The organism is Pseudomonas helleri (assembly GCF_045830615.1).
GTDB lineage: Bacteria > Pseudomonadota > Gammaproteobacteria > Pseudomonadales > Pseudomonadaceae > Aquipseudomonas > Aquipseudomonas helleri.
The window spans coordinates 2,414,616-2,432,167 of the sequence record NZ_CP174501.1 but is presented as its reverse complement, the minus strand read 5'-3'; the positions used below and the strand labels follow the sequence as shown (position 1 = coordinate 2,432,167).

At 55.0% G+C, this 17,552-nt stretch carries 17 protein-coding genes and 1 pseudogene; 8 read left to right on the top strand and 10 right to left on the bottom strand.

Annotated features, from left to right (window positions below):
* The first annotated feature begins 53 nt into the window (after positions 1–53).
* Both ACJJU9_RS10925 and ACJJU9_RS10920 read left to right on the top strand, forming a co-directional pair.
* A complete protein-coding gene (locus ACJJU9_RS10925) occupies positions 54–1,064 on the top strand; it encodes a zinc-dependent alcohol dehydrogenase family protein (protein WP_407730706.1) in 1,011 nt (336 codons plus the stop codon).
* A gap of 80 nt (positions 1,065–1,144) precedes the next feature.
* Complete coding sequence (locus ACJJU9_RS10920) at positions 1,145–1,627, top strand: YbaK/EbsC family protein (RefSeq protein WP_407730705.1); 483 nt, start codon at positions 1,145–1,147, stop codon at positions 1,625–1,627.
* A 73-nt stretch (positions 1,628–1,700) separates the two neighbouring features.
* On the opposite strand, the gene pgm is transcribed toward ACJJU9_RS10920, so the two are convergent.
* On the bottom strand, positions 1,701–3,341 hold the full coding sequence (gene pgm / locus ACJJU9_RS10915) for a phosphoglucomutase (alpha-D-glucose-1,6-bisphosphate-dependent) (RefSeq protein WP_407730704.1): 1,641 nt from the start codon (positions 3,339–3,341) through the stop codon (positions 1,701–1,703).
* Positions 3,342–3,576: 235 nt separating this feature from the next.
* Here pgm and eco point away from each other — a divergent pair, with 235 nt between their 5' ends.
* Positions 3,577–4,059: a serine protease inhibitor ecotin gene (gene eco, locus ACJJU9_RS10910; protein ID WP_048370392.1), complete on the top strand. Its 483-nt coding sequence runs from the start codon at positions 3,577–3,579 to the stop codon at positions 4,057–4,059.
* 55 nt (positions 4,060–4,114) lie between these two features.
* Here eco and ACJJU9_RS10905 read toward each other — a convergent pair whose 3' ends face one another.
* The 5 genes from ACJJU9_RS10905 to ACJJU9_RS10885 form a co-directional block, all read right to left on the bottom strand.
* Complete coding sequence (locus ACJJU9_RS10905; protein WP_407730703.1) at positions 4,115–5,263, bottom strand: PQQ-dependent sugar dehydrogenase; 1,149 nt, start codon at positions 5,261–5,263, stop codon at positions 4,115–4,117.
* An 18-nt stretch (positions 5,264–5,281) separates the two neighbouring features.
* A complete protein-coding gene (locus ACJJU9_RS10900; RefSeq protein ID WP_407730702.1) occupies positions 5,282–5,656 on the bottom strand; it encodes a hypothetical protein in 375 nt (124 codons plus the stop codon).
* A 131-nt stretch (positions 5,657–5,787) separates the two neighbouring features.
* Positions 5,788–6,249 carry a hypothetical protein gene (locus ACJJU9_RS10895; RefSeq protein ID WP_228385841.1) on the bottom strand — a complete coding sequence of 154 codons (462 nt, stop codon included), beginning with the start codon at positions 6,247–6,249 and terminating at the stop codon, positions 5,788–5,790.
* A gap of 248 nt (positions 6,250–6,497) precedes the next feature.
* Positions 6,498–6,812: an acid-activated periplasmic chaperone HdeA gene (gene hdeA / locus ACJJU9_RS10890; RefSeq protein WP_048370138.1), complete on the bottom strand. Its 315-nt coding sequence runs from the start codon at positions 6,810–6,812 to the stop codon at positions 6,498–6,500.
* A gap of 208 nt (positions 6,813–7,020) precedes the next feature.
* Positions 7,021–7,266, bottom strand: coding sequence for a hypothetical protein (locus tag ACJJU9_RS10885; protein ID WP_407730701.1), 246 nt, complete (start codon positions 7,264–7,266; stop codon positions 7,021–7,023).
* Positions 7,267–7,698: 432 nt separating this feature from the next.
* Here ACJJU9_RS10885 and ACJJU9_RS10880 point away from each other — a divergent pair, with 432 nt between their 5' ends.
* Positions 7,699–12,030 (top strand): dermonecrotic toxin domain-containing protein, encoded by a 4,332-nt coding sequence (locus ACJJU9_RS10880; RefSeq protein ID WP_407730700.1) that lies wholly within the window; start codon positions 7,699–7,701, stop codon positions 12,028–12,030.
* Between the two features lie 108 nt (positions 12,031–12,138).
* Here the strand turns inward: ACJJU9_RS10880 and ACJJU9_RS10875 are convergent, their stop codons facing one another.
* Entirely contained in the window at positions 12,139–12,516 is a 378-nt protein-coding gene (locus ACJJU9_RS10875) for a hypothetical protein (RefSeq protein WP_314918467.1), read from the bottom strand.
* A 25-nt stretch (positions 12,517–12,541) separates the two neighbouring features.
* Positions 12,542–13,099 carry a TetR/AcrR family transcriptional regulator gene (locus ACJJU9_RS10870; RefSeq protein WP_407730699.1) on the bottom strand — a complete coding sequence of 186 codons (558 nt, stop codon included), beginning with the start codon at positions 13,097–13,099 and terminating at the stop codon, positions 12,542–12,544.
* A 106-nt stretch (positions 13,100–13,205) separates the two neighbouring features.
* On the opposite strand from ACJJU9_RS10870, the gene ACJJU9_RS10865 reads away from it, so the two are divergent.
* Positions 13,206–13,706 (top strand): HPP family protein, encoded by a 501-nt coding sequence (locus ACJJU9_RS10865; RefSeq protein ID WP_048387845.1) that lies wholly within the window; start codon positions 13,206–13,208, stop codon positions 13,704–13,706.
* 12 nt (positions 13,707–13,718) lie between these two features.
* Here the strand turns inward: ACJJU9_RS10865 and ACJJU9_RS10860 are convergent, their stop codons facing one another.
* Positions 13,719–13,994, bottom strand: a complete 276-nt coding sequence (locus tag ACJJU9_RS10860; RefSeq protein WP_153372658.1) for a DUF2798 domain-containing protein — start codon at positions 13,992–13,994, stop codon at positions 13,719–13,721.
* A gap of 129 nt (positions 13,995–14,123) precedes the next feature.
* Here ACJJU9_RS10860 and ACJJU9_RS10855 point away from each other — a divergent pair, with 129 nt between their 5' ends.
* Both ACJJU9_RS10855 and ACJJU9_RS10850 read left to right on the top strand, forming a co-directional pair.
* Positions 14,124–15,065 carry a LysR family transcriptional regulator gene (locus tag ACJJU9_RS10855; RefSeq protein WP_407730698.1) on the top strand — a complete coding sequence of 314 codons (942 nt, stop codon included), beginning with the start codon at positions 14,124–14,126 and terminating at the stop codon, positions 15,063–15,065.
* A 749-nt stretch (positions 15,066–15,814) separates the two neighbouring features.
* A complete protein-coding gene (locus ACJJU9_RS10850; protein ID WP_048370123.1) occupies positions 15,815–16,561 on the top strand; it encodes an outer membrane beta-barrel protein in 747 nt (248 codons plus the stop codon).
* Positions 16,562–16,613: 52 nt separating this feature from the next.
* Here ACJJU9_RS10850 and ACJJU9_RS10845 read toward each other — a convergent pair whose 3' ends face one another.
* Complete coding sequence (locus ACJJU9_RS10845) at positions 16,614–17,150, bottom strand: hypothetical protein (RefSeq protein WP_273223486.1); 537 nt, start codon at positions 17,148–17,150, stop codon at positions 16,614–16,616.
* Between the two features lie 175 nt (positions 17,151–17,325).
* Between ACJJU9_RS10845 and ACJJU9_RS10840 the strand changes: the two are divergent.
* Positions 17,326–17,535 (top strand): annotated as a pseudogene (locus tag ACJJU9_RS10840) (site-specific integrase); the annotation flags it as partial.
* Positions 17,536–17,552 lie beyond the last annotated feature (17 nt).

Sequence of the window (17,552 nt, the reverse complement as noted above, 5' to 3'; positions counted from 1 at the left end):
TTTTAACCAATCATTTCGTTATTTCGCGGAATGTAAAAACATGAGGAAGCCCCATGAGCAACAAAACCATTTTCGTCCAACCTGGCGGCGGCTATCAAAATGTAGTGATCGGCAGCAGCGACGTGCGCGCGCCGGCGAATGACGAAATCACCGTGCGCCTGCACGCCAACTCACTGAACTACCATGACTTCGCGGTCGTGAGCGGCATGTGGGGTCCAACTGAACAACGCATTCCGATGGCCGACGGCGCGGGCGAAGTGGTTGCTGTTGGCGCTGGTGTCAGCGAGTTCAAGGTTGGCGACTCCGTGGTCAGCACCTTCTTCCCTGAATGGATTGACGGCACGCCGCTGGTGGAAGGTTTCGTCACTGTGCCGGGTGACGGTATTGACGGTTATGCCCGTGAGAAAGTAACCGCCAAGGCCACCGCTTTCACCCTCGCCCCTGTCGGCTACAGCCACGCAGAGGCCGCGACACTGACCACGGCCGGGCTGACCGCCTGGCGCGCACTGATGGCCGATGATTCGCTCAAACCTGGCGATACGGTATTGGTACAAGGCACGGGTGGCGTTTCTATTTTCGCCCTGCAATTCGCCAAAATGGCCGGCGCCACCGTGATCGCCACCTCCTCCAGCGACGCAAAGCTTGAGCGCCTTAAAGCGCTGGGCGCGGACCACGTGATCAACTACCGCAAAGACACAAACTGGGGCGAAACGGCGCGCGCATTGACCGGCGGCCGTGGTGTCGACCACGTGATTGAAGTTGGCGGCCCATCAACGCTTGAGCAGTCGATGATTGCCGTGCGCGTGGCCGGTCATATCTCGGTGATCGGTATTTTGAGCGGCGTCTCGGGCGCCATGAACTTCGTGCCTGCACTGATCAAGCAAGTACGCCTGCAAGGCGTACTGGTCGGCAGCCGCACTCAGCAACAAGACATGGTCCGTGCCATCAATGCCGCTGGCATGCGTCCGATTATTGATCGCCACTTCCCGCTGAGCGAGATAGTTGACGCGTTCAAATACCAGGAAACCAATCAGCATTTCGGCAAGATCGTCCTGGACATCTGACCCGCCTCTACCGGATGGCGCATTGACAGTGCGCCTCCGGCTTTACTAGATTCGAGGTTTTGCCCAGCGAGCAGAACCTTATGAGCCTTGAATCCGTACGCGCTTTCTTCAGCGCCAACGCCCCTGACTTGCACATCATCGAATTGGCCACCAGCACCGCGACCGTTGCCTTGGCGGCTGAAGCCCATGGCGTTGAACCGGGGCAAATTGCCAAGACCCTGGCCTTTCGCGTGGGTGAGCAGAATGTATTGTTGGTGGCCCGTGGCGATGCGCGTATTGATAACAAGAAGATCAAGAACGCGCTGGGCAGCAAGGCCAAGATGCTTGATGCCGAGACAGTGGTTGCACTGACCAGCCACCCGGTGGGCGGCGTCTGCCCGTTCGGCCTGGCCACTGATCTGCCGGTGTATTGCGATATTTCTCTGCAGGCGTTCAGCGAAGTCATGCCCGCCGCTGGCACCACGAACTCGGCCGTGCGCATCAGCCCGACCCGTATGGCACAACTGGTGAATGCCCATTGGGTGGACGTGTGTCAGGAACTTGAGGCACCGTGCGCGGTGTAGCACGAGTCTTTTCTAAGAGCCGTAAAAAAGGCTGGCCCCTTGCGGGGCCAGCCTTTTTTACAGGTACTGATTTTTACGCGATGGCGTTATCAACCAGCACTTGAGCTTCTGCGACCAGACGGCCGAGGTGCTCGTCGCTGACAAAGCTTTCAGCGTAGATCTTGTAGATGTCTTCGGTACCCGACGGGCGTGCAGCAAACCAGCCATTCTCGGTCATCACCTTGAGCCCACCGATTGGCTGGTTATTGCCCGGTGCATGGCTGAGGATCTGGGTAATCGCTTCGCCCGCCAAAGTCGTCGACTTGACTTGCTCCGGCGACAGCTTGCCCAGTAGGGCTTTCTGTTGCGGGGTGGCCTTGGCGTCGACACGGGTTGAGAACGGCAAACCGAGGTCTTCAGTCATTTTCTGATACAGCTGCGAAGGGTCACGACCCGTACGAGCGGTCATCTCGCCGGCCAGCAGCGCAGGGATCAAGCCGTCCTTGTCCGTCGACCACACCGTGCCGTCCAGGCGCAAGAACGAAGCCCCGGCGCTTTCTTCACCACCAAAGCCCAGCGAGCCGTCAAACAGGCCATCGGCAAACCATTTGAAACCGACCGGCACTTCGTACAGGCGACGACCCAAACGCGCTGCCACACGGTCAATCAAACCGCTGCTGACCACGGTTTTGCCTACAGCCGCATCGGCACGCCAGTGCGGACGGTTCTGGAACAGGTAGTCAATGGCCACGGCCAGGTAGTTGTTAGGCGCCAACAGACCGCCAGACGGGGTCACGATGCCGTGGCGATCGTGGTCCGGGTCACAGGCGAAAGCCACGTCAAAACGTTCTTTAAGGCCGATCAGCCCTTGCATTGCGTGGCTGGAGGACGGGTCCATGCGGATGCGGCCATCCCAGTCCACGCACATAAAGCGGAAGGTTGGATCGACCTCGGTGTTGACCACTTCGAGGTTCAACCCGTAGTGCTCGCCGATTGCCGACCAGTAACGCACACCGGCACCGCCCAGCGGGTCTACGCCCAGGCGCAGGTTGGCCCCGCGCAGGGTGTCCATGTCGATGACGTTTTTAAGGTCTGCGACATAGCTGTTCAGGTAGTCGTGGCGGTGCGTGTTGCTGGCTTTGAGCGCCTGCTCATAGCTGATGCGTTTGACACCGGCGAGTTTGGCGGCCAGCAGTTCGTTGGCCTTGGCTTCGATCCACTTGGTGACATCGGTGTCGGCCGGGCCACCGTTAGGCGGGTTGTACTTGAAACCGCCGCTTTCCGGCGGGTTGTGCGAAGGCGTAATCACCACGCCATCAGCCAGCCCGGTAGTGCGGCCACGGTTGTAGCAAATAATGGCGTGGGAAATGGCAGGCGTCGGGGTGTATTCGTCGTTCGCAGCGATCATGGTGTCGACACCATTGGCCGCGAAAACTTCCAGCGCGCTGGCACCCGCTGGGGTGGACAAGGCGTGGGTGTCGATACCGACAAACAGCGGACCATTGATCCCTTTGAACTGGCGGTACAGGCAAATGGCCTGACTGATTGCCAGAACATGCCACTCATTGAAGCTCAGCTCAAACGAGCTGCCGCGGTGCCCGGATGTTCCAAAAGCGACTCGCTGGGTGGCAATCGCTGCATCGGGTTGACCGGTGTAGTAAGCGGTCACCAGTCGCGGAATATCGACCAGCAATTGAGCTGGAGCCGGTTTGCCCGCAAGAGGACTGAGTGTCATGCAAAACCTCAAAAAGAAATGATTCGGAGGAAAAACCGCAGTTTACTGGCACTTCGACATTGGCGCGAAGCAATTGTCCTGACACAACGTATCAATTATGTCTTGTCAGCAAATTCTGCTTTATATGACGGCACAATTTGCATCCTGTTCCCGCTCATGGCAAAAATTGCCTCATCCCGGTGCGTCTGCAATGTGTTTACGGATGCGTATGTTTAAGTTCGAAAAAGGAAGCAGCATGAAACCACTCGTTATCAGCGCGGCCCTGACCCTCTCGTTGAGTACGCTGTGCAGCGTGGCCAACGCCGCCAAACTGGAAGATGTGGCACCTTACCCTAAAGCCGATGCGGGCTTCACTCGTCAGGTCATTCGCCTGCCGTCGCAAAAGAACGAAGAGGATTACAAGGTCCAGATCATTGCCGGCAAGACGCTCCAGGTTGATTGCAACCAGCAGCGGCTGACCGGCAAGCTGCAAGAAAAAACCCTCAAGGGCTGGGGCTATCCGATGTACCGCCTCGATAAGGTCAGCGGCCCGTTGAGCACCATGATGGCCTGCCCTGACGGCAAGCCGCACCCCGACTTTGTGCCGGTGGTGGGTGATGGCTTCATGCTGCGTTACAACAGCAAATTGCCGATAGTGCTCTACGTCCCTAAAGGCGTTGAAGTGCGCTACCGGATCTGGTCCGCGTCCAAACAGATCAAGCAAGCGACCGCTGAGTAATCCCTACGCAAGCCTTCAGGCGAGCAGGCATGCGTCTGCTCGCCCGACCCTTCGGTTACTCCAGGCCGACGCGATACACCGCGCCTTTGTCCTCATCGGTCAGTACGTACACGTAACCGTCCGGCCCTTGGCGAACATCACGAATTCTCGCCTTCAAGCCACCCAGCAGACGTTCCTCGTGCACTACTTTGTCCCCGTCCAGCTGTAGACGGATCACATCTTTGTCCGCCAGGGCACCGATAAACAGGTTGTGCTGCCAAGGCTTGAAACGCTCACCGTCATAAAATGTCATCCCGCTGATCCCGGGCGACTTCTCCCACACGTGATAAGGCGCAACCGTGCCTTCGACCACTTTGCCCTTGGCCTCCGGAATCGGCTTAGATGAGTAATCAATGCCGTGAGTCGCCAGTGGCCAGCCGTAGTTTTGACCGCGCTCGATCAGGTTGATTTCGTCGCCGCCCTTTGGCCCGTGCTCATGGGTCCAGAGTGTGCCCGTCCAGGGGTTCAGGGCTGCGCCCTGCTGGTTACGGTGGCCATAAGACCAAATCTCGGGCCTGGCGCCTTTTTGCCCGACAAACGGGTTGTCCTCGGGGATGCGCCCGTCCGGGTAGATGCGCACCACTTTGCCCTGCAACTTGTCGAGGTGTTGAGAAGTGGAACGCTGGTTGTTTTCGCCCAGCGCGATAAACAGGTAACCGTCGCGATCAAAGACCAGCCGTGAGCCAAAATGATTGCCGGTTGAGAGCTTGGGCTCCTGACGGAAAATCACCTTGAAGTCGCTCAGCGAACTCATGTCATCGGACAAACGCCCGCGCCCGACCGCCGTGCCTGCGTTGCCGTCCTGGCCCTCTTCGGCGAATGACAGGTAAACCAGTCGATCGTTGGCAAAGTCCGGGGACAAGACCACATCCAGCAAACCGCCCTGCCCTTTGGCCCAGACCTTGGGCACGCCCGCCAACGGTGCCGACAGCTTGCCCTCAGGGTTCACCCAACGCAGGTGGCCGGGGCGCTCAGTGACCAGCATGCCTTTTTTATCGGGCAAAAACGCCAGCGCCCAAGGATGGTCTAGCCCCTGCACCACAGGTGTGGCTGTAACGGGGCCCAACTCTGACTTGAACGTCTGCGCCTGCCCGATCTGGGCATTCGCCGTCAGCGCAAACATCGAGGTGACGACAAAGGTCGCCAATGCGGTTTTTTTCAACATCCGATAGTCCTTTTTCGATTAACGCGCATCCCTGGGCTGTACCGAGGGTGCCGTTGGCTGCAAGGTTTGAGGTACGGGTGGGTTTCGCGGGTAACCATTGCCGATCTGGCCATTTTCAATCGACGGCCTTTGCCCTTGAGGCACAGGTTGACCGGGGCGAATCAGACCGGGAGCGGGACCTGTGCCTTGTCGACTGTTTGGGTTGATGCGCCGGATGGCGTTGTTGTTGGAAGGCGCCACGCCGGGGGTAAGTGTGTTCTGCGCCAGCAACACGGTGGCCGGTCGTTGGGCATGACCACCGTTGGCTATGTCGGGTTGAGACTGGGCTGACGCGTGGGCGGCGATTGCGGCCAGCAGCAAGAGCCCAAAAGCACTGTGTCGCGTACTGATCATGGTTTGCTCCAATTCAGGGAAGCCTGAGCGTTGGAGTGCAGTTTGCCGATCCGGTTCGCGATTAATCCAGTGAACGCTTCATGCGCGCCCGCTCAAATGTCACATCTTGTTGCCAGCGCGCTGAATCCGCGTCATTGGTCGTCCGTTTCGGGGCCGATAACAATGACCGTCGATTGCCGGGCTTCCTCCAGCAACGCTTGACGACAGACTTCATAGCAATCGTCGATATGCCCGTTACCGACCATCTTCATGACCCCAAAACTGATGCCCGCCGCCACCGCCTGCCCGACAAACGGGACGAAGCGCACCACAGACTTGGTCGCCACCTTGGTGCCCATCTTCTTGAGCATCGACATGACCAGGGTACGGCTGATGAATTTGCCGATGGCTTCGCTGCCAATGCTGCTGACCGCCACGATCACCAGGCGCTTGGAGCGCGAGTCCATCTGCTCGATTTGCTGCGGGGTGAGCCCGAATTTACTGTTGATCGCCGGGAGCATCTCCACCAGCAGCGCCACGTCGGTGCCAAGGTCCAGCCCCGGAACGGGAATGGCGGCAGCCCCCGCAGACACAGCGGAGCGCTTGGTAACCATGGACTTGCACTCGTCACGAATGCGGTCAAGCTCGGCTAATGACCTGATTAACATAAGATTCCCCAACAAAAAGAGATAACACGCAGGCAGTCTACTACGTCCCCCCTGCGCACCAGGCAGCAGGTCTTTATATAGAGGGCGTGTCGCTCAGGAAATTCAGGTGGGATGTGGGAGTTTTTGCAGGTGAAGGGCTCAAGCTAACAGGCGGGTGCAGCCTGTACTTGGGGAAAGTACAGGCTGAAAAGACGTTAAACGTCTTTTTTGACCTTGCTCCAGGCATCTTTGATTTTGTGCACGAAGGTGGCTTTTTTGTCTTGCTGGCAAGCAGTGATGACTTCAGGAGTCACTTTTGCCACACCATCAACATCGAGCACAGCGTCTTCTACCTTGCCACTTTTGTTAACGGCTTCACCCAGGCCGACAGCGACAGGCTGGAAGCTTTCATTGACGGCCAGAAAATCTTCGCAAGTCCACTGCGCCAATGGCTTCTTGGCGTCTGCCTGAGCCAGTGTCGACATCGCCAGCAGGCTTGCTGCGCCAATCATCAGAATGTGCTTCTTCATATGAATATTTCCCTATTATCAATGAGACAGTTACGTTGGTTCTGCCGCCAAAGACCATAGTTGTGGATATGGGTTCTGTCAAACCACACCCCCGGCTTTTTGTGATCGCTAAAAAGACAACTTTGCACGCTAGACAAGTGATAAAAAAACTATAAATAACAGACGAATATCAAACATCGACTGAACGTTAGTTATATAAAGTTACAGGTCAGCACCCGAGGTATATAAGCAACTGACTCAAGATGACCTTCATGGCTTTTTCCTGGCCAGCATTACCGAACACTTCATAGGCTTTGAGAATGTCGTCCAACACAAAGCGGTGGGTGATCAGTTGCGCGGTATCGATCTTGCCCGACTGCAGTGTTTTCAACAGCATCGGGGTGGTGTTGGTATTCACCAGGCCGGTTGAAATATTAACGTTCTGGATCCACAGTTTTTCCAGGTGGTGCCACAAATGGTGGTGTGCAAAATCCGGATGATGGCATCGGTGGGTTTATCGACGACAGGCGTGGAGATTTCCGACCATTGGCCCCTGGTAGGTAAGCGCTTTCATGACAGCCTTCCTTTAGCAGTTCAAGAATCAGCAGCCCTGCCAATCGGTACTCCGTGATCAGCAGACCGAAAATTACTCGATGCAGTTAAACAGTCTTTGGCAGATATGCCTTCGTCCCCAGTAAAAAACGCCCTGTTCCCGACGAGGAGCAGAGCGTTATTGAATGGCCTGCAGAAAATGGCATGGACTGATAGCGCAAAGCCACCGGGGCATGTTGCCTGTATGTATTTACAACAAAAATATTTATATAGGCCCACGCCGCTTTGAACTTGCGATTACCTGATGCATCCGCGCGCAACACTGCCCATTTGCGGATCAACAGGAAGATTCAACATGACGGACCATATAGCCAAACTTAAACAGGCTGCACAGCAACTAAGCGTACTGATTGACGCACAACCGGGTTTTCGTGAGGTGTTGGATCACCGCTTGATGAGCAAGCATTCGCGTCTGCCTGAAGGCAGTTGCACCGATGACCTCTATGTAAACCTTGAGGCTCCAGCCACACTTGGACAAACGCCTGCACTCCTCAGCCATTCGATCACCAAGCTCATTGAGTTCAGTTTTTCCAGCCGGCAATTCCCCACGTATACACAGGGCTCAACCCGGGTTTACAACCATCCCTATACCCTGGCCGATGAAGACGTGGTCCCGGTGATCGATATCGTTCACGTCGAAGAATTTGTTCATGACATTTGCTTCCGTCTTCAACAGCACGTAGAGACCGCACTTGAGCACTTTTGGCAGTCGCCATTGAGTTATCTGCAAGACCAAAGTCCCAAGGACTGGTTCTACACGTTCTTGCGTAATGTGCTCGTCACAGAAAGCAAACTTCGGTTGGCTGATAACACCTTGAGTGCACAGGGCCATGCCGCAATCGCTCAACTGCAAGCGTTTCCGAGCGCCAGGCAGCGCCTGGACAGCCAAGAGCCCTCGCCGCGAGTCGTGTATGAGATCGCTTTTAAAAGGCCACCCTTGCCGAATATCGCTTTGCAAGGCTTGCTGGCCATCGTCGACAACAGCACAGTCGATTCGGGGGATACGTCGCCCAAGGTCGTGCTCTACGTACCCGGCAGCGGCCTCGAGGAATTCGAGTCTCTGCACACCTTGAGTCAAGAACTGCTGGCCAGGCTCGGTGATCCTTACCAACGTACCGCGCTGCTAAGTTATGTCGCTGTCAAAGACCGCGCAGCCGCATTGGACCTGACAGCGCTCAGTTACCATGAAATCAAGGGCGACGTGTTTAGCCATTTCGTCGATGGTTTAATCCAGCAACAAGCGCTCAACCTCCGTGAGGTGTGGAAAACCATTCGTGCCGAGCAGGTTGAGTACGACCTCGATGCGCTGAGCGAACACCTTGAAAAAGCCCTCACTGCCAGTTTCTACCTTGATCCGGCCGGCATTCTCAAAGCGCGCTACACCCGACTGTTTGAAAACCAGTTACCAGAGTGGCTCAAACAGGCGCCCGAGGCGCGTAAACAGGCGTGGCGCATGGCCGTCCAACAGCTTTATCAAGCGCAACTCGCCGCTCAAACTCGGGACACCCAGGGATTTTTTGCCAGCGGCAGCAAAAACAGCCTGCTGGCTTACGCCAGAGCACGTCTCAGGCAACAGATACAAAAGGATCACAACGCAGACATTGACCCCGACAACGTGATCATCGCGACCACCGAGGCCTTTAACACAAGCCCGGGGTTTTATCCTTTTAGCACCTCGGGCTATGCAGCCGGGAACTCCGTTCACCGCACCGGCCCAACGTTCACCTACAAAACAACACGACGCACCCTGAGCGACCTGGCCCTGGACAATGTCGGAAAACTCGATGTCACTTTTGCCCTGACGGCTCAAATTGAAGATGACAAACGTAAGCGTCACCCCTTTCTGACCAGTGCCTACCTCAAAGCTCTGGTAAGAACACTGGATATAGGCGCCACGTATAAAAAAACCATCGAGGATGCACTGCTTTACGAGCCCGCGCTTAACTTCAAGTCAGCCCAGGCCCAATGGCGTCAAGAACGTTATGTCGCGCTCAACGACGCGCAATTGAACCTGGACCTCCTTGAAGCTCAACTCACCGACAACACCGAAAACACGTTGTCGCCAGAGGAAGTGTCGTGGGTTGAAGCGCTGCGCAACTACCCCATTGAAAAAGACCGACCCCTGGTGGCTGGCCATCGCATCAAGGTGAATGAGCTCATGCTCAAAGGCTACCCGTTGCCGGGCGTCTGGGTCATAACGGCAACCCCTTCCAGGCGCCTGCTGTGCTACACGCCCAACGCCCCGGATAAAGTCTGGTTTCGAAGAGTCGACTCCTTTAACGAGCTGGGCCGCGTGCTGTCTTCTGATGCGCTGCGCAGTTATGTATTAAACCGCGTGACACCCGCCAAGCAGCCCTATATCAAACCGTTGCTGATAGATGATTTGCTGGCGGCGAAGATTAACCTTCAGTCCATCAGTAAACATTTTCAAAAAACGGCTTACGCCATAGAAGCGCAATTTGCAGTACGCAATGCCGATGAGCAGTCAACCTCTACCTATGAAACCAATGTGCAAACCGCCAAAGACGTTGCACTCACTGTGATTGACATCATCAGCTTTGTCCTGCCGACCAAAATCATGCTACCGCTGGTGTTGATGAGGTTTATCTACAGTGTGGCAGACGGGATGGATGCGCTAGAACGTGATGAAAAGCTTGAAGCAATGCTGCATTTTTTAGACTCGCTGGCTCACCTCACCGATGGCGCTTCAGACTTTGCCGGATCGATGGTTTTTGGCCGATCACTGCGCAACCGGGCCACACCCCGCAGCTCAGGTCTTAACCCTGAAGCGGCCAGCTCACTGACCCCCAATGACATGACATTACGCACAGGCGGCCACTTTGGCTCAGGTGTCTATGAACACATCGATCCCTCGACCAAACAGGTCAGTCACTACTTAAAGGACAACGCAGGCAAGCTGCATCATGGCCAATACGACAACCTTAACCAAAGCTGGTACGCGCTGGATAAACGCCAGCCTGATGCGCTGTACCGCACTCGCGCACTTGAGATTGCTTATGGCCGCTGGGACTCTGCCCCCACAACCGGCTCAGCCAAGCAACCGCTGACAATCCATCAATTATTGAACAAGTATGAGGTCATAGCGCTTGATGTTTATGGGACCCGCCCTACTCACGAAGGTATCTACACCGTCACTAGAGCCGTAGGCACACCCGACAGTAAAGGTGTTTATCCGCACACTACCCACCATTTTATTCTCCAGGACGACCGACTCTTTGAAGTCAAAAAAGGGTGGTTGGGAAGACATTGGTATTTGCATTTGAACTCAGGTGATCACCGCTCCACGTACAAAGTACGACGCCATGCAAGCAGTAATGTATGGGAAGTCAAAACCCGTCAAGCAGATCAAACCAAGCTGTGGGAACCCTTAAAACTGCACACGCCAGAGGTATTGCCGGATGCACCGGTGGTGCGGTACAGCGAATACGCTGCAAGCCCCGAATTCACTGACACATTGGACAGGCTGACAAGCCATAACGATATTGACTTTACACACTACTGCTACAGGGTTGACTCTCTGGAGAGTGCGCGATCTCATGCGTATCAGTTGCAATTAAAAATGTACAAGGATGCAAAAGCGTTCTTCAAAGACTTGCCTGCAAAACAACGTTTACCCTCGCCCGGCTTCGCACCGGATACCGGTGTGCCCGAGATACTCACAACCCTTCATAAGAAATACAACGGGGTCATTATCGGAGAAGCACACTCAGCCGTTTCAAGTAAAAAGGTGATCATTGATCATTTTGATCTGTTTAAAAAAAACGACGTAAAAACGTTGTATCTGGAGCATTTACAGGCGGATCTCCACCAACTGCATTTGGATGCTTTCTCGAAAACAGGCCAGGTTTCACCCAGACTTAACACCTTCCTTCGCGATCTGGACAACGGCTATAGCATTGACGCGAGCAGCCCTTACTCATTCAGCAACCTGGTCTACAACGCTCAAAAGCATGGCCTGAGGATAATCGCCATCGACTGCGTTGCCAGCTACTACACCAAAGGTATCGCAGGTCCCGCCGATATCGCGCGCCCGACATTATTTAGCTACGGTGCCAGCCAAATCATCCGTAACCACCAGGCACAAACGGGTAGCCATAAGTGGATCGCCCTGGTCGGTAACACCCACGCCAACGCCCATCAAGGCGTGCCCGGACTCGCAGAACTGGAGGGCGCAATTTCACTGCGTGTGGCAGACGTGGAGCCAGGATCACAACGAGGCATATCAGTAGACCGCGGGGATGTTGGAAAAACCGACTTCATTGGCTCGAACGTCGCTTTTATGAAAAACGACTTTTTGCTTGAAGTAGAAATACCTGGCAAACACCCTAAAACGCCTCCCTTAACCGAATCTCAACTTGAGCAAACACTTCCCGAAACCGGCCAGTTCCTGTTCGATAAAGATCACCAGCACTGGCCCGAATTGATTCATCGTTCAAGCAGCCGGGAAATACTGCGTACGCCCTTACAAACCGATGCAGAAGGCAAGCTCTATATCGAACGTCCCAACTGGGAGCACATTCACCAAAAACGCTACCACCAACTGGATAGCCTGATCATTGACCTGAAAGCGTATGGCATGAGAATGATGCCTAACAGTCAACACTAAAGATTGCTGCCCTTTCACATGGGAGCCCTTGAAGAAGGCGCAGACGATAAAAGCAGAAGGTTTTTCACGCTCTCTTTTTGCAGACTTGCCTGAACTCGACGGGGCTACTTAACGTTGCTGCGAAACCGAGAAGTCAGTCTCGCCTTTGTCATCTGCCCGCATCACCACCTTATAAGCCTCGGTCGTCCCGCAACCGGAAACCCGCCAGGTCTCCTCGGCTTTCTGGACTGCGCCGCTCGGTGACTGATCTATGTTGGTAATACGGCTATCAACGGCGCTGATTGAACGGCACTGGGTTACCGCTGAAAACAAACGCTCGACTGTTGCATATACATCCTTGCGCAGCAGCGGATCAGTGACCGATTGCCCCGAGAACTGAGGGCTGCTGGCGCAGCCAGCCAATACCGCCCCGGCCAAAGCGAGGCTAATAAGGGCGCTGTGTTGCTTTGTCTTGGTCAACATAATCATTCCTTGAGACGGCGTCATGCCGTGTTGAGCTCCCTTATCGTGGCTATTCACGGGGTGACGAGGCGCAGAGCACAGCCACCATTTCGCGTATTGCCGGGAGCATCGCCGGCGCGAGTCCACTGACCTGGGAAGTGACAATAAGACCTTCGCCAATCACAAAGAGTTGCATCGCAACCGCCGACGGCTGCGTCAGGCCTGCCTGCGTGCAAATACCTTGCAGGTAATTCAGGACCTGCTGCTTGTGTTGACTGGCCAGGACATGAGGCGGAGCGCTCTGAGCGCTGTATTCAGCCGAAGCATTGATAAACGCGCAGCCATGGAAATCAGCCGACTGCACCCAGCCGATAATGAAGTCGATATAGGCCTGGGGCCTGTTCACTTGGTCAGCGCCCTCTACCGCCGTCGCCATTTGATCCATGAACTCGGCGTGCCGCAGTTGCAGCGCAGCCTCGACCACGTGCTCCTTGCTCGGAAAATGCCGGTACAGGGTTTTCTTGGTCACACCAGCCATCTGGCTGAGTTGCTCGACCCCCGAGGCATGAAAGCCCTGGCGGTAGAACAAATCGAGGGCCGCCCGGGTGATCACATCTGCAGTACTCATCACGAATTCCTTTGGAGTGAATGCGGCCAGTGTATACCGATCGGTTGACTTTCAGGTAAACCGATCGGCATCCTTTTCATCACTGTCTACTCACCGAGTTAACCCCATGCCTATTATTCGCCTGCCTAAATCAAGCGCTCCACCCGCCCCCGATCTGCGTTTCAGCCTGATGTCGTTTGTCGGCGTGGTTATCGCCATCGGCGCCACCGGCTGGCTTAGCCTGATCAGCGGAACGCCCTGGCTGATGGCCTCGTTTGGCGCTAGTTGTGTGCTGGCCTTTGGCGTGCCTGACTCCCCCCTGGCCCAGCCGCGCAGCATCATTGGCGGGCACATGGTGTCGACACTGGTCGGGCTCGTGGTGCTGCACACCCTGGGTAATGAATGGTGGGCTTGCGCATTGGCAGTCGGGCTGGCGCTGGTCGCCATGCAGCAGACACGCACGGTGCATGCCCCCGCAGGCGCCAACCCGTTGGTGGTCATCACCGCCGGTGCCCCGTGGAGCTTTTTGCTGACGCCCGTATTGGCAGGCTCGCTGGTGGTGGTGATCACTGCCTTGTGCCTTAACAACGCACGCAGCAAAGGCAGCTATCCCAAATACTGGCTGTAAAAGCCGCCCCGCTTAGCGATGCGGATGAACCGTCATGGCCACCAGTTTGATCACGATGGGGCGCACCACAAGGATGCACAGGAAGGCGGCAGGCATGGCCAACTTATAAGCCTGCAATGTGTTGTTCAGGTAATCCGCATCGATACCCGTATTCGCAGCAGTAATCACCAGCGACATTAAAAAGGCCATGATCGTGGACATGTACAACGCGAATACATAGGGCGTTGCACGCACCGAGAACTTTAGGCGGCTTGAAATCAAGGTGTTTGAAGTGCTTTTAGCGTTCATGTGTGGCCCTTTAATCCTGAAAGCAGTGGATGGCGCACCTTAACAAGATCAAAAACACGCAACTAGACGGCCATTTCTAGTTTGTTTATAAAGCAGATCTTACGAATACGGCCCGTCGAGGATCAAAACATGGATCTGTTTGCTGCGATTAACAGTTTTATCAAAGTAGTTGAAGCCGGATCGATTGCAGGCGCGGCGAAAAATCTCGGCCTCAGTGCCGCCGCCGTCAGCCAGACCATCAACCGTCTGGAAGCACACTTGGGCACGCGTTTGCTGCAACGCACCACCCGAAGCATGGCGCTGACCGAGGACGGAGCCCTTTACTACAACAAAGTGCAGCGCATCGTCACGGATGTGGAGCTGGCACACCGGGCCATCAGCCACAGCGACAGCGAACTGCAAGGACGGTTGAGCATCGCATCGACTTCCGCTTTCGGGCGGCATGTCGTCGCCCCGTTGGTCGCGGGCTTTGCCACGCGCTACCCGCGTCTGACCCTGGAACTGAACATCACTGACAACAAAATCAGCCACATCCACAGCGGCATTGACCTGAGCCTGAGAATCAAGCCGCAACTGGAAGACGGGATCATTGCCCGCAAAATCGTCTCGGTGCCTTTTATTGTCTGCGCCTCACCGGCTTACCTAGAACGTGCGGGCTGGCCGGCTTCCCCCGACGACCTGCAACATCACGCCTGCCTGAGTTTTCGCTACCCTCTGGATGGTCGCTTTCTGCGCTGGGGGTTTATCAACAATGGCCAGCACAGTTATGCAGCGCTTAATGTTACGGCCACCAGTGACGACATTGACGCACTTGCACAAATGGCTGCCCATGGCGCCGGTATTGCGCGACTGGCAGAGTACATCGCCGCACCTTATATCGAATCGGGTCAGCTTATTCCGCTGCTTCAACACAGCCATTCACCGACTGAGTCATACACCAAGCCTCTGGACATTTATGCCTGCGTTCAAGACCGGGCTGCCATGACGCCAAAAGTTAAAGCTTTTATCAGTTACCTGAGCGAATACCTGGAAATACGCTGGCCAAAAGAGAACATATTTACCGATGTTTAATCTCCGATACAGGGCGCTAATAACTGACAAAATTTAACGTTTAACGCTTGCCTGCCGCAACCATAGACACCAGGCCCGGCCAAGCGAATCGCCCGCAAAGCCGCAGACTGTCGCGATCAGCAGTGACATCTTGGCGGTCTGATGGTGCCGGAGGGTAGACCTCTATAGCCGCAAATCCCTCTGCCCGCCAATTAAACGGCCCAAGTTGCCAGAGTTCGCGTATTGACTCGCCATCCGAGTGTAAGTAAAACAACCAAAGCGTAAACGCTGATTAGTACTCGACACAGCCCGACGATAAATAACAAAGCACGTAACTTACGACTTTTAATAAGCCTATTTGGCTTATCTGCGCACCCGCAAGTGTCATCTTTCGTCGCTAGCATCTAACAACAATAGATGCTCCTTGTGTGAGGCTAAGGCTATGGAGAATAAAAGCAAACGCGGCTGGTCATGGGCTTATAAAAAGATCCGGGGCTTGCACTGTTCAAAGTTTACATCGGCCTATCGGGCAACCCGGTATGCCCTGCTGGGCGACACCGGGACTTTTTACAGCAAGGTGAGCTGGCAGAAAATTCGTATTTATCGCTAACGCTCTAATACCCAGCGCGCATGACTCCGATTGATTGACAACGAAGTTCACCGGCCTGATTCAGACAATTTATAACACCCCGCACTATGTTTGAACTTTCTCAATGACGCTTTATCGAAACGCTCGTTCGATATTTTTCAAGTCATGGAGACTCTTGCGAATGTTTACAAAAAAACTGCTACGTCACTCCTGCGCCCTGGCGCTTTTCAGCGCTCCGCTGGCAGTGATGGCCGCTCCAAGCACCGACCCGCTGTTCAACGTGGGCTTGCTGGGTTCCTACACAGACTTCAAATTCGAAGGCGGCAGCAGATCCGACAAGGAACACATGGGCCAAGGCGGCGTTTTTGCCAACTATGGCAACAAAATGACCGCTGAATCGGGTTTCATCTACCAGTTGGGTGGCGAAGCCAAATACAGCAAGAAGGATGGCAACAAGCTCAAGGAAGCCCAGGCTGACCTCGACCTTGGCTGGCGTGCCGCGCTGGATGCGCGCAACTTTGTCGACGTAATCGTGGGTGGCGGTTACACCTGGACCCGTTTCGAGCCAGAGATCAACGATATCGACACCAAACTGACCTACAAATCGCCGTTCGCCAAGGCCGCTCTGGGTTACAACCACCAGTTCGACACCTCGACCCTGCGCGTTGAAGTGGGTGCCCGCCAGACCCTCGATGGCCGAGCCAAGGTCAAAGTTAAAAACTTCGGCAGCGACACCGTCGACATGAAAGACCGCACCAACCCTTACGCTGAAGTGTCGCTGCTGATGAATCAGCAAGGCGATCTGCCGATCCAGGCGGGCGTGTACTACACCCGTACCGAGTACAAGATCGACGAGGACTCACCGGTTGCTGACAACACCAAACTCAAGCGTGACGAGTTCGGCGTGAAGGTCGGCATGGTCTTCTGATCTGCCCGGTCAGGCCCCGGCGTGGTCGGGGCTTGCACCGCGCCCATCAAGCTCACTGACTGGCGTTAGCGAGCTGCACATAGATGCAAAAACTGGCGAGAAGCAGCCAGAAAATCACAAATAGCCAAGGTGTTCTCATTGAGAACATGAGCGACTTTCGATAGCCCTTCTGGCTGGATTCCTTTTCGTTAAACAAGGGCGAGTCATCGTAGGCTTTACCCATCACCGGGTCACTTCGCAGCAAATGGCTTTGTTTGAAATGCCAGTGATCAATAATCACATACGAAGCCCGAAACCCTGGCCAGGCATGCAATGAGCTAAAGATGCCCAGAACGGCCATCAAGCTTGGCACCACCAGTGTGAACAGCTCTCCCCACTCAGGATTGAGATTGGCCATTGACGATGCAAACGCAATGACCAGGAACGACTGCGCCGTTAAATAGGCGTTCGTCCTATTTGAGAGCAGGCTGGTTTCGTACTGAATTTCTCTGCGATAGAAGTCCAGACGATCTTTCGGTGTACCAAATAACAAGACGTCAGCCGTGCACGCCTGTTGAAGGCGGGTATCTTCAGTGATGATTTTGGCCACAATGTGCCTCCGATAGACTGAATCATCTTAGAAGGCGTTTGGTTAAAGGGGTTCATTCTCACGTCTCGACTGCCGTCCACCCCCGCGCAGCCATGAAGACCTGTATCGCATCAATGGCCCGTCGAAACAGGGCTATCGCGCAGCGTTCACTCTGCGCTCATTCGGTTTCAATGGTCGCCTGCCATACAACTGTCGTCACACCTATGCGACAATGCGCGCCATGTCTGGCATGAACCCCGCTTTTATTCCTCAGCAGCTTGGCCTTAGCGTCCAATTGTTGCTGTCGACTTATGCGCGTTGGGTCAACTCAAGCTCAGATCGGAGTGGGCTTGAAAAGCTCCAGGTTGGTACCAAACGGCTACCAGCTCAAATACGCGCTCTCTAAGTTATTGATAGGTAAAG

Bases quoted from the DNA above. Each gene is read 5' to 3' on its own strand.
- ACJJU9_RS10925 (WP_407730706.1), top strand. From the start codon at position 54: ATGAGCAACAAAACCATTTTCGTCCAACCTGGCGGCGGCTATCAAAAT.
- ACJJU9_RS10920 (WP_407730705.1), top strand. From the start codon at position 1,145: ATGAGCCTTGAATCCGTACGCGCTTTCTTCAGCGCCAACGCCCCTGAC.
- pgm (WP_407730704.1), bottom strand. From the start codon at position 3,341: ATGACACTCAGTCCTCTTGCGGGCAAACCGGCTCCAGCTCAATTGCTG.
- eco (WP_048370392.1), top strand. From the start codon at position 3,577: ATGAAACCACTCGTTATCAGCGCGGCCCTGACCCTCTCGTTGAGTACG.
- ACJJU9_RS10905 (WP_407730703.1), bottom strand. From the start codon at position 5,263: ATGTTGAAAAAAACCGCATTGGCGACCTTTGTCGTCACCTCGATGTTT.
- ACJJU9_RS10900 (WP_407730702.1), bottom strand. From the start codon at position 5,656: ATGATCAGTACGCGACACAGTGCTTTTGGGCTCTTGCTGCTGGCCGCA.
- ACJJU9_RS10895 (WP_228385841.1), bottom strand. From the start codon at position 6,249: ATGGTTACCAAGCGCTCCGCTGTGTCTGCGGGGGCTGCCGCCATTCCC.
- hdeA (WP_048370138.1), bottom strand. From the start codon at position 6,812: ATGAAGAAGCACATTCTGATGATTGGCGCAGCAAGCCTGCTGGCGATG.
- ACJJU9_RS10880 (WP_407730700.1), top strand. From the start codon at position 7,699: ATGACGGACCATATAGCCAAACTTAAACAGGCTGCACAGCAACTAAGC.
- ACJJU9_RS10875 (WP_314918467.1), bottom strand. From the start codon at position 12,516: ATGACGCCGTCTCAAGGAATGATTATGTTGACCAAGACAAAGCAACAC.
- ACJJU9_RS10870 (WP_407730699.1), bottom strand. From the start codon at position 13,099: ATGAGTACTGCAGATGTGATCACCCGGGCGGCCCTCGATTTGTTCTAC.
- ACJJU9_RS10865 (WP_048387845.1), top strand. From the start codon at position 13,206: ATGCCTATTATTCGCCTGCCTAAATCAAGCGCTCCACCCGCCCCCGAT.
- ACJJU9_RS10860 (WP_153372658.1), bottom strand. From the start codon at position 13,994: ATGAACGCTAAAAGCACTTCAAACACCTTGATTTCAAGCCGCCTAAAG.
- ACJJU9_RS10855 (WP_407730698.1), top strand. From the start codon at position 14,124: ATGGATCTGTTTGCTGCGATTAACAGTTTTATCAAAGTAGTTGAAGCC.
- ACJJU9_RS10850 (WP_048370123.1), top strand. From the start codon at position 15,815: ATGTTTACAAAAAAACTGCTACGTCACTCCTGCGCCCTGGCGCTTTTC.